Below are 10,496 nucleotides of genomic sequence, written 5' to 3'. Positions count from 1 at the left end.
CCGAGCGTGGGCTCGGCTCTACAATAGGAGCCCCTATCTCCCCGCCGTATCGCCATGACCGACCTCGCCCCGCAGACCCCGATCGAAACCCTGCTGAAGGCGGCGATGGACGGGGCGGTGCCGATCCGCGCCTTCATGGAAGCCTTCGTCGCCTCCGAGGTGGTGCTGCAGACCGGCAGCCTGGTGACCCCCGATGGCAGCGGTTTCGACCCGCTGCTGTTCGACAAGCAGGGCACGCTGCACGTGGCCGTGTTCACCGATCCATCGCGGGTGGGCATCTACAGCCAGCAGGCCGAACACCAGATCCGCTGGCTGATGCTGGACGTGCTGCGCCGCGTGCCCGGTGGCTACGGCGTGGTGATCAACCCCGGCACCCCGCTGGGCTTTGAGATCTCGCCCAGCGGCGTCGGCGAGATCCTGAAGGACTTCGCCCAGGGTTGATTGTCATGTAGAGCCGAGCCCATGCTCGGCTGCCGTTCGCGCAATGCCGGATCAGTCGAGCACGGCGCGACTCTACAGAAGGCTTCCCTTCGGGTGCAGTACGTGGTTCCTTTTGGATAACACCAGGATCGAGGCTCTGCTGTGGAATTGAAGGAATTACCTGTCGGCTCACCGGCACGATCACGCCATTCCCGCTCCGCACTGATCTTCCTGATCGCAGCCATCGTTGCCGCGCTGGTGTCCGTGCCCCTGCTGCGCGCGGTGGGCATGGTGCAGTGGCCGGCCTTCGCCATTGCCTGGCTGATCAACCTGGGTTCGACCTGGTATCTGGCCCAGTGGGCACGCGAGCAGGGTCGTTCGGCGTGGGCATTCGGATTGCCGGCGGTGCTCGGTACCGTCGCTTCGATCGTGGTCTATGTGCTGTTGGCGTTGCTGGGGCCGAAGGCCGGGGTGCGCTGAACCTGCGCGGCTGGCGTGGGCTGTTGGCCGAGCATGGCTCGGCACTACGGCAAGATCAGGCCACCCAACAAGGGCGAGGCAAAGGGCGACCGCACCCTGCGGCGCTTAGCCGCGCAGGGACGATTCCCGCACCACCAGCTTCACCGGGATGCTCTGGCTCTCCACCGGCTGCCGGCCGATCAGCGTCAGCAGGCGCTCCACCAGCAGCTGGCCGGCCTGTTTGGTGTCCTGCTGCACCGTGGTCAGCGCCGGGGATACCGAAGCGGCCAGCGGGATATCGTCGAAGCCGGTCACCGCCACGTCCTGCGGGACCCGCAGCCCGGCCTCGCGCAGGGCGCGCATCGCACCGATGGCGATCAGGTCGCTGGCGGCGCAGATCGCATCGATCGGCTCGCCGCGCGCCAGCAGGGCCTGGCAGGCCTCCTGGCCGGAGGCTTCGGTGGTGATGGCGTCGTGCTGCAGCGCCGGTTCGGCGGCCAGGCCATGTTCCTGCAGGGCCGCGACGTGGCCGCGGTAGCGCTCCTGGAATTCGGGGTAGTGGCTGGAGGCATGGCCGAGGAAGGCGATGCGGCGGCAGCCCTGCAGCAGCAGATGGGTGGTGATGTCATGCCCGCCCTGGAAGTTGTCGCTGCCGATCGAGACACCGGGCTGGCCAGGCAGGGCGGCGCCCCAGCGCACGAAGTGCGTGCCCTGTTCGACCAGCCGCTGCAGGCGGTCGCGCGATTCGTGGTAGTCGCCGTAGCCGAGCAGGATGATGCCGTCGGCCTTGTTGCTGTCTTCGTAATCGGCCTGCCAGTCGGTGGACAGCTGCTGGAACGACACCAGCAGGTCCTGCCCATGCAGGGCGCAGGCGCGGGTGATCGAGCCCAGCATCGAATGGAAGAACGGGTTGATCAGCGAGTCGTCGTTGGTCGGGTCCTCGAAGAACAGCAGGGCCAGCGTGCCGGCATTGCGCAGGCGCAGGCTGGAGGCGTTCTTGTCGACCTTGTAGTTCAGCTCGCGGGCGATGCGCAGGATGCGCTCGCGGGTCTCGGCGTTGACCATCGGGCTGCCGCGCAGGGCCCGCGACACGGTCGGCTGGGAGACCCCGGCCAGGTGGGCGATGTCGAGGGAGGTGGCTTTGCCTTTGATCGTCATGGGCGGGCGGAGCGGGCAGATGGAAGGTGCCCGGGCATGATGCCATGCGCCGACGCGAATGCCCCTCTGAACGTCGGTCGGGGCGCAGGTAAGTCATTGCCGGACAAGGAAATCAGCCTGATCCTTCGGGGCGGTCGGGGTCTCCTGACCGGGCGGACGGCGGCGGCAATGGTAAGATGCGTCGTTCTCGCATTCCCCCAAATTTCACCAGGGGCGGCCCAGCGTACTGCACCCCGCCCGGGGCTGTGCTATCACTGGCGGTCTGCCCCTGGACAACGGACGAAGGTACCTATGGCGCGCGGCATCAACAAAGTCATCCTGGTCGGCAATCTCGGCAACGACCCGGACGTGAAGTACACCCAGGGCGGCATGGCGATCACCCGCATCAGCCTGGCCACCACCAGCGTCCGCAAGGACAAGGATGGCAACCAGCAGGAGCGCACCGAATGGCACCGCGTGGTGTTCTTCGGCAAGCTCGGCGAGATCGCCGGCGAGTACCTGCGCAAGGGCAGCTCGGTCTACGTCGAAGGCAGCCTGCGTTACGACAAGTACACCGGCCAGGACGGCGTGGAGAAGTACTCCACCGATATCATCGCCGATGAAATGCAGATGCTGGGCGGCCGCGGTGAAGGCGGCGGCGGCGGTGGCGGCAACTACGGCGGCGATCGTCCGCAGCGCCAGCAGGCGCCGCGCCAGGAGTACGGCGGCGGTGGCGGCGGCCAGCGTGGTGGCCAGGGCGGTGGCTATGGCAACCAGGGCGGCAACCAGGGCGGCGGTTACGGCAACCAGGGAGGCAACCAGCGTCCGCAGCCGCAGCAGGCGCCGCCGATGGACGACTTCGCTGACGACGATATTCCGTTCTAAGCGCATCTTCGGTGCATCCCGACAAGGGCTCCTGGCATGCCTGCCTGGGGCCCTTGTCGTTCTTGAGGCACTGCCGGGATCCTGTTGTCCGGCGGCGGCCGATGCGGACGTTCCTCGATGTTGTCACCGATTACCGAACACGCCCTGGTCCAGCAGGCAATCAATGAACGCACCCAGCAGGGCGGGGCGGTGCCGCCTGTTCGGGTAGTAAAGAAAAAGCCCGGGGCGCGAGACCGACCAATCCGCCAGTACCCGCACCAGCAATCCCTGGGCCAGCAGTTCCCCCACGCGATCCTGCTCGAAGTGATAGGCGATTCCAAGGCCGGCCAGTGCCGCTGCAATCCCGACGTCAGCGTGATTGGTGACGACAGGCCCGTCCACGGCGACCTCCAGGTGGCGGCCTCGCTTCTTGAACTCCCATCGGTACTGCCTGCCGTCACTCTGCAGCCGCCAGTTGATGCAGGCATGGTCCTGTAGTTCCGCCGGAGATCGCGGTGTTCCACGGCGTGCCAGGTAATCTGGTGACGCCACGGCCACCATGTTCAGGTCCGGGGTGAGGCGGATGGCCACCATGTCCTTCTCGAGCTGACCACCCACGCGGATGCCCGCATCAAACCGGCCACTGACGATGTCGCTGAGCGCGTCGTCGACCACGATGTCGACAACGACATCAGGGTAGGCCTGGTGGAAGCGGGCAAGCCGCGGGGCAATCAGTGTTCTCGCGGCGATGCCCAGCGTATTGATTCGCAGGGTCCCGTTGATCCGTCCGCTCGCTTCGCTGGTTTCAGCGACCGCTACCGCCAACTCCTGGAACAGCGGCGCGATGCGCGCGTACAGTCGTCCGCCACTTGCCGAGGGTGCCACGCTTCGTGTTGTGCGATTCAGAAGGCGGGTGCCGAGACGGCCTTCCAGTTGACGGATGGTCTGGCTCAGGGCCGAGGGCGATACCCCCAGATGTTCCGCCGCCCGCGCGAAGCTCTGACGTTCCACTACCGCCACGAAGGCCTTCAGTTCAGCGAACTCGGATCCGCGCATTATGTAAGATTCTTGACATAACCCATTCGGATTATAGGGCATTCACTTAACCGACCTGCGTGCACATCCTGAGCGCCTCACCACTGCAGGAGCCAGGAATGAATGCGTTGACTCTCCCAGAACCCATCGCCGCGTACTTCGCGGCCGAACATGACCCCGAAGTGCTGGCGCGTTGTTTTGCCGCCCAGGCTGTGCTGAAGGACGACGGGCACACCCTCGTCGGCGTCGACGCCATCAAAGCCTTCCTGGCCGAGGCATCGGCCAAATACAGCGCCACCAGCGTGCCGAGCGCCATCGAACGGCAGGGGAAACACCACGTTGTCCGTGCCATCGTGAGCGGCAACTTCCCCAGCAGTCCGATTCTGCTGAGCTACCGTTTCGAACTGGAACGGGGCCTGATCGCATCGCTGGAGATCACCGCATGAGCTTCGATCTTCAACTCGGTGGCCTGCGGGCCGTGGTGACTGGCGGCACGGCCGGTGTGGGGGCGGCCGTGGTCAGGACCCTCGCCGAGGCCGGGGCCAGGGTGATGACGTCGGCGCGCAGCCTGCCGGCACGCCCGGTGGAAGGAGTCGCCTACGTAGCCGCCGATCTGTCGACGGCCGAGGGCACCGGCATTTTCGCCCACGCCGTGCTGCAGGCATGGGGCGGCGCAGACATCCTGGTCAATGTGCTGGGGGGATCAAAGACACCTGGCGGCGGCTTCGCAGCGATCAGTGATGCGCACTGGCTTGCCGAGCTGAACCTGAATCTGATGCCGGCGGTGCGTCTGGATCGTGCCTTGCTGCCATCCATGCTCGCGCAGCGCGCTGGCGTGATCATCCACGTCAGTTCGATCCAGCGCATGCTGCCTCTGCCGGAGTCCACCACCGCGTATGCCGCCGCCAAAGCGGCACTCACGACCTACAGCAAGTCGCTTTCACGAGAGGTCACCCCCAAGGGCGTGCGGGTGTTGAGCGTAGCGCCGGGCTGGATCGAGACAGAAGCATCCCGGGAATTTGCAGAGCGGATCGCGGCAGAAGCGGGAACCGATTATGAAGGTGGCAAGAGGCTGGTCATGGACTGGCTCGGCGGGATCCCGGTGGGACGGCCCGCGGCACCGCAGGAGGTGGCCGATCTGATTGTGTTCCTGGCGTCTCCCCGGTCGGCGTCGATTGCCGGAACGGAGTATCGGATCGACGGCGGCACGATTTCGACGCTGTAGCCAACAGGCGTCGTCCTGCTCCCACCGCCAGAAGGAAAGCCCCGCTCACGCGGGGCTTTTGTTTTCCAGGTCGGCTGCGGAGTTGTGCCTCGCAGCATTGATTTTCGTGCACTGCGACTTGCAAACACACAAATTCCTCCCCTATGGTGCAATCGATTGCATTGCAGTGAATCCTCAGTGTTTGATGTCGGTTGGGAGGCCGGCAGATGGATGTCCATCCATTCGATCAGACCGGCCCCGGCGATGGGCATCACGCGACGCGACGCGCTACGCCTTGCGGTTGCCGGCGGCATTGGCCTGGGGGCTGCAGGTGTGCTCCCTGCATTCGCGGCCGATGCCCCCCTCAAAGGCACCTTGAAGCACTCCGTCGCCCGTTGGACCTTCCCGCAGCTGTCGGTTGCCCAGCTCTGCGCGACGGTGAAGGACATCGGTTTCGCCGCGATCGACCTGGCCGGTCCCGAAGACTGGCCCACGCTGAAGGCCCATGGCGTGTACAGCTCGATGTGCAACGGCGCGGAGCTGGGCCTGACCAAGGGTTTCGCCGGCCGCGAGTTCCATGACCAGCTGGTAGAGCGCTACACGCGGCACATCGATCTGGTGGCCGATGCCGGTTACCGAAATCTCATCTGCTTCTCCGGCAACCGCAATGGCATGGACCCCCACGACGGCTTGGCCAATGCCGAAGCCGGCCTCAAGCGCATCCTCGGGCATGCCGAGAAGCGCGGCGTCGTGCTGGTGATGGAACTGCTGAACTCCAGGGTCGACCATCGCGACTACCTGTGCGACCACTCCGCATGGGGCGTGGAGCTGTGCCAGCGGCTCGGCTCGGACAATTTCGGCCTGCTCTACGACATCTACCACATGCAGATCATGGAGGGCGACATCATCGCCACCATCGGAAAACACCACGCCTGCTTCAAGCATTACCACACCGCAGGCGTGCCCGGCCGGAACGAGATCGGAGACCAGCAGGAGCTCAACTATCCGGCCATCTGCCGCGCGATCCGCGACACCGGTTTCAAGGGGTATCTGGCGCAGGAGTTCATGCCTGCCGCGCCCGATCCCGTTGCTTCATTGCGCGAGGCGATCCGCCTCTGCGACGTCTGAAACGATATCCACCCAGGTGAGAGACCCATGGCAGATAATCACTACGACGCCATTGTTGTTGGCTCGGGAATCAGTGGCGGCTGGGCAGCGAAGGAGCTGACCGAGAAGGGCCTGAAGGTCCTGATGCTGGAACGCGGGCGCAACATCGAGCACGTCAAGGACTACGTCAATGCGATGAAGGAAGCGTGGGACTTCCCGCATCGCAACCGGCCGACGCAGGCGATGAAGGCCGCTTTTCCGGTGCTGATGCGCGACTACGGCCTCGCCGAGAACCTGGAAGGAATGTGGGCCAACGAGCAGGACTCACCCTACATCGAAACCAAGCGTTTCGACTGGTTCCGCGGCTACCACGTCGGTGGCCGTTCGCTGTTGTGGGGCCGTCAGAGCTACCGCTTCTCCGACCTGGATTTCGAGGCGAACCTCAAGGAGGGCATCGCCACCGATTGGCCGATCCGCTATGCCGACATCGCGCCGTGGTACGACCATGTGGAAAAGTTCGCCGGCATCGCCGGCACGCGCGAGGGACTGGACGTGCTGCCGGATGGTGAGTTCCTGCCGCCGATCCCGTTGAACATCGTCGAAAAGGATGTGGCCGCGCGTATCAAGAAGGCCTTCGGCGGAACGCGCCATATGATCCACTCGCGCACCGCCAACATCACCCAGCCGATGCCCGAGCAGGGGCGCGTCAACTGCCAGTACCGCAACAAGTGCATCCTTGGCTGCCCCTTCGGTGCCTACTTCTCGACTCAGGCGGCAACGTTGCCGGCGGCGATGAAGACCGGCAACCTGACCCTGCGGCCGTTCTCGATCGTCAAGGAAGTGCTCTACGACAAGGATCGCAAGCGCGCGCGTGGCGTGGAGGTGATCGACGCCGAGACCGGGCAGACCTACCAGTACACGGCCAAGGTCATCTTCCTCAACGCATCGTCCTTCAACTCGACCTGGCTGCTGATGAACTCGGCTACCGACGTCTGGGACGGCGGGCTGGGCTCCTCGTCCGGCGAGTTGGGGCACAACGTGATGGACCATCATTTCGGTGCGGGCGCCTCGGGCCGGGTCGAGGGCTACGAAGACAAGTACTACTTCGGCCGCCGTCCCTGCGGCTTCTACATTCCGCGGTTCCGCAACGTCGCCGCCGACAAGCGTGGCTATCTGCGCGGCTTCGGCTACCAGGGCGGTGCCAGCCGCACCGGCTGGTCGCGCGAGATTGCCGAGCTGAACATCGGTGCCGACCTGAAGGAGGCGCTGACCGTGCCAGGTGACTGGCGCATCGGCATGACCGGATTCGGTGAAATGCTGCCGCACCACGACAACACGATCCGCCTGGACCACGACCACAAGGACAAGTGGGGGCTGCCGGTGCTGGCGATGGACGTGTCCATGCGCGCCAACGAACTGGCGATGCGCAAGGACATGGCCGCGGACGCTGCCGAGATGCTGGAGGCGGCCGGGGTCAAGGACGTGAAGATGCACGACAACGACTACGCCCCGGGCAAGGGCATCCATGAGATGGGGACTGCGCGTATGGGACGGGACCGGAAGAGCTCGGTATTGAACGCGCACAACCAGGTCTGGGATGCCCCCAATGTGTACGTCACCGACGGTGCCTGCATGACCTCCAGCGCCTGCGTGAATCCGTCGCTGACCTACATGGCGCTGACCGCGCGCGCGGCCGACCACGCCGTGCGCGAACTGAAAGCGGGGAACCTGTGATGGATCGCCGCGAACTGCTGAAGATGATCGTCGCCGCCACCGGTGCGGCCATGGTCGGCCTGCCTGCGCTGGTGCAAGGCAAAGCGCCAGCGGCCGGGGCGATGGTCCCGTTCTCCGATGCCGATATCGGCACGCTGGACGAGATTGCCGAGACCATCCTGCCGCGGACCCGGACACCCGGGGCGAAAGACGCGGGCGCCGGTGCGTTCATGGCGACGTTCGTCAGCGACTGCTACACCGCCAGGCAGCAGGCGGTGTTCCGCGCCGGGCTGGCGGACATCGACAAGCGCGCCGGTGGCCGCTTCGTGTCGCTCACGCCGGAGGCGCGCACCGGATTGCTGCGTACACTGGATGCCGAAGCCAAGGCGCGCAATGCAGACGTGACCGAGACCGGAACGCCCGAAGAGGGCGAAGCCATGCCGCATTACTTCACGATGATCAAGCAGCTGGCCATCTTCGGCTTCTTCACCTCCAAGGTCGGTGCGACCGGGGTGCTGCAGTACGTCGCCGTGCCGGGGCGCTACGACGGTGACCTCGCCTATGTCCCCGGCACACCTGCCTGGGGGACCAGCTGATGGACACCAACCTGATGATCCGCCCTGCGTTGATCACCGCCGGCCTGCTGGCCGCTGCATCTGCGTTCGCACAGGACAGTGCCGACGCTGTGCGTGACCCGAAGAAGACGGAAGTGTGGACCCCTGTGCCCGCGACCGTGGCAACGCCACCCGGCAAGGCACCGTCCGATGCGATCGTGCTGTTCGATGGCAAGGATCTCTCCGCGTGGGAATCGGAGCAGGGTGGCCGCGTGCCCTGGAAGATTGCCGGAGGCGCCATGACGGTTGTTCCTGGCAGCAAGGGCATCCGTACCCGGCAACCCTTCTGCGATGTCCAGCTGCATGTCGAATGGCGTACGCCCACCGAAACGAAGGGCTTCGACGGCCAGAACCGGGGCAACAGCGGGATCTTCCTGCAGGGACTCTATGAGTTGCAGGTACTCGACAGCTACAACAACCCGACCTACGCCAATGGCCAGGCGGGTTCGATCTACAAGCAGGCCATGCCACGGGTGAACGCCTCGCGCGCACCGGGCCAGTGGCAGGCCTACGACATCATCTGGAAGGCCCCGCGCTTCTCGCCGGGCGGCGGCCTGACGTCGCCCGCACGGATCACCGTGCTGCACAACGGCGTGCTGGTACAGGACGACACCGTGCTGGCGGGCAGGACCGAATACATCGGTGCGCCTTCGTACGCACCGCATGGGTGCGCGCCGCTGTATCTGCAGGAACATGACTCCAGGGTCAGCTACCGCAACATCTGGGTGCGCGAGCTGTAGCGCCCGCCCGCTACTTCGCCAGGTAGCTGGCGATGTCATCGATCTCCTGCTGTGACAGCTGCGGGAAGGGGGGCATCAGACCGCCGCCCTTCCTGATCCTGTCCTTGACCTGGGCGGGCTGCAGCCGCTTGCCGACATCGGTGAGCGCCGGGAACGTCGGCGGTACACCGGTGCGTTCAGCACCGTGGCAGGCGGTGCAGTGCTGGGCGTAGAGTTTCGCGCCGGCGGCCGGGTCGTCCTTGGCCCACGCTGCCGTCGCAACGTTCATGCCGCCCAGGGCCACGGCCACTGCCAGGATCATTTTCATGTGGGGCTCCTTGATGCGTCAGCGGTGGGCACGGGTGGGCGGGTTGGTGGTCAGGTGTTCACGCAGGTAGTCCGCGCCGGCCTGGATGACCTTGGCCGGGTCGCGTGGCTGGTCGTGTTCGACGATGTACCACTGCACGCCAGCGGTGGCGGCGGCCGGCAGGATCGCGTCCCAGTCCAGCACGCCCTGGCCGACCGCAGCGAATCCACCTTCGTCTTCGGCCTGGCCCTTGGGCGCATTGTCCTTGGCGTGTACCGCAAATATGTGGCCGCGGAACTTGCCAAGCATCACGGCCGGGTCCAGGCCCGCGCGCGCGACCCAGGCCAGGTCCAGTTCGGTCTGCAGCTCGGGGCCGGCGGCGTCGAACAGCAGCTCCAGTCCGGTCCTGCCATTGAAGTCGACCAGCTCGAAGTCGTGGTTGTGGTAGGCCAGCTGCATCCCCTTGCCGCGCACCTGCCTGGCAATCCGGCCCAGCTCCCGTCCCAATGCGGTCCAGCCGGCGGCATCGCGCGGACGGTCCTTCTGGTCCAGGTAGGGCACCACCAGCGTGCTGTTGCCAATCGAGCGGTTGAAGGCCACCACGGCATCCAGGTTGTCGCGCAGCTCGGCCAGCTGAACGTGCGACGAAACCGCTTTGATCGAGTAACGGTCCAGCAACTGTTTCAGTTCCGCAGCGCTTGCATTCTGCGTACCGACGGTCTCCACCGCACGCACGCCCGCGTCGTGGACGATCTTCAGCTGCTGGTCGAGCGGGCCGGCGTTGCGCAGCGTGTACATCTGCACGGCGATGGGCTTCTGCGCACCGGCTGTGTTTCCTGCGAAGGCGGGCAGGGCGGCGAGCAGCAGGACGAGGATTGCAGTTCTACGGACAGGGATGTTCATCAACAGGTCCTCCC

At 65.5% G+C, this 10,496-nt stretch carries 13 protein-coding genes; 9 read left to right on the top strand and 4 right to left on the bottom strand.

Annotated features, from left to right (window positions below; translation table 11 throughout):
* Positions 1–54: 54 nt before the first annotated feature.
* Positions 55–441, top strand: coding sequence for an SseB family protein (locus AC2A1N_RS13475; protein WP_061479197.1), 387 nt, complete (start codon positions 55–57; stop codon positions 439–441).
* A gap of 141 nt (positions 442–582) precedes the next feature.
* A complete protein-coding gene (locus AC2A1N_RS13470; RefSeq protein ID WP_484372529.1) occupies positions 583–900 on the top strand; it encodes a hypothetical protein in 318 nt (105 codons plus the stop codon).
* 105 nt (positions 901–1,005) lie between these two features.
* On the opposite strand, the gene AC2A1N_RS13465 is transcribed toward AC2A1N_RS13470, so the two are convergent.
* Positions 1,006–2,037 carry a LacI family DNA-binding transcriptional regulator gene (locus AC2A1N_RS13465; RefSeq protein ID WP_484372527.1) on the bottom strand — a complete coding sequence of 344 codons (1,032 nt, stop codon included), beginning with the start codon at positions 2,035–2,037 and terminating at the stop codon, positions 1,006–1,008.
* Between the two features lie 291 nt (positions 2,038–2,328).
* On the opposite strand from AC2A1N_RS13465, the gene AC2A1N_RS13460 reads away from it, so the two are divergent.
* On the top strand, positions 2,329–2,901 hold the full coding sequence (locus AC2A1N_RS13460; protein ID WP_043034165.1) for a single-stranded DNA-binding protein: 573 nt from the start codon (positions 2,329–2,331) through the stop codon (positions 2,899–2,901).
* 123 nt (positions 2,902–3,024) lie between these two features.
* Here the strand turns inward: AC2A1N_RS13460 and AC2A1N_RS13455 are convergent, their stop codons facing one another.
* Entirely contained in the window at positions 3,025–3,936 is a 912-nt protein-coding gene (locus AC2A1N_RS13455) for a LysR family transcriptional regulator (protein ID WP_242893556.1), read from the bottom strand.
* A gap of 98 nt (positions 3,937–4,034) precedes the next feature.
* Between AC2A1N_RS13455 and AC2A1N_RS13450 the strand changes: the two genes are divergently transcribed.
* The 6 genes from AC2A1N_RS13450 (at position 4,035) to AC2A1N_RS13425 (ending at position 9,293) form a co-directional block, all read left to right on the top strand.
* Positions 4,035–4,361 carry a nuclear transport factor 2 family protein gene (locus tag AC2A1N_RS13450; protein ID WP_061479192.1) on the top strand — a complete coding sequence of 109 codons (327 nt, stop codon included), beginning with the start codon at positions 4,035–4,037 and terminating at the stop codon, positions 4,359–4,361.
* The gene (locus AC2A1N_RS13445) at positions 4,358–5,140 is read left to right on the top strand and encodes an SDR family oxidoreductase (protein WP_061479191.1); all 783 of its coding nucleotides are present in this window, start codon (positions 4,358–4,360) and stop codon (positions 5,138–5,140) included. Before AC2A1N_RS13450 ends, AC2A1N_RS13445 begins: the two co-directional genes overlap by 4 nt.
* Before the next feature lie 210 nt (positions 5,141–5,350).
* Positions 5,351–6,247, top strand: coding sequence for a hydroxypyruvate isomerase family protein (locus AC2A1N_RS13440; RefSeq protein ID WP_484372524.1), 897 nt, complete (start codon positions 5,351–5,353; stop codon positions 6,245–6,247).
* Between the two features lie 27 nt (positions 6,248–6,274).
* Positions 6,275–7,960, top strand: coding sequence for a GMC oxidoreductase (locus tag AC2A1N_RS13435; RefSeq protein ID WP_484372522.1), 1,686 nt, complete (start codon positions 6,275–6,277; stop codon positions 7,958–7,960).
* A complete protein-coding gene (locus AC2A1N_RS13430; protein ID WP_134969200.1) occupies positions 7,960–8,535 on the top strand; it encodes a gluconate 2-dehydrogenase subunit 3 family protein in 576 nt (191 codons plus the stop codon). Before AC2A1N_RS13435 ends, AC2A1N_RS13430 begins: the two co-directional genes overlap by 1 nt.
* Positions 8,535–9,293: a 3-keto-disaccharide hydrolase gene (locus tag AC2A1N_RS13425; protein ID WP_484372520.1), complete on the top strand. Its 759-nt coding sequence runs from the start codon at positions 8,535–8,537 to the stop codon at positions 9,291–9,293. The genes AC2A1N_RS13430 and AC2A1N_RS13425 overlap by 1 nt, the downstream gene beginning before the upstream one ends.
* Positions 9,294–9,303: 10 nt before the next feature.
* Here the strand turns inward: AC2A1N_RS13425 and AC2A1N_RS13420 are convergent, their stop codons facing one another.
* Together AC2A1N_RS13420 and AC2A1N_RS13415 are read right to left on the bottom strand one after the other, a co-directional pair.
* On the bottom strand, positions 9,304–9,600 hold the full coding sequence (locus AC2A1N_RS13420) for a c-type cytochrome (protein ID WP_005415640.1): 297 nt from the start codon (positions 9,598–9,600) through the stop codon (positions 9,304–9,306).
* 18 nt (positions 9,601–9,618) lie between these two features.
* Positions 9,619–10,482 (bottom strand): sugar phosphate isomerase/epimerase family protein, encoded by an 864-nt coding sequence (locus tag AC2A1N_RS13415; protein ID WP_484372518.1) that lies wholly within the window; start codon positions 10,480–10,482, stop codon positions 9,619–9,621.
* Between the last annotated feature and the right edge of the window lie 14 nt (positions 10,483–10,496).

It is taken from the genome of Stenotrophomonas maltophilia group sp. SKK55, from assembly GCF_057179845.1.
Note: the sequence above shows the minus strand (reverse complement) of the source record. Positions and strands in the feature narration are given on the sequence as shown.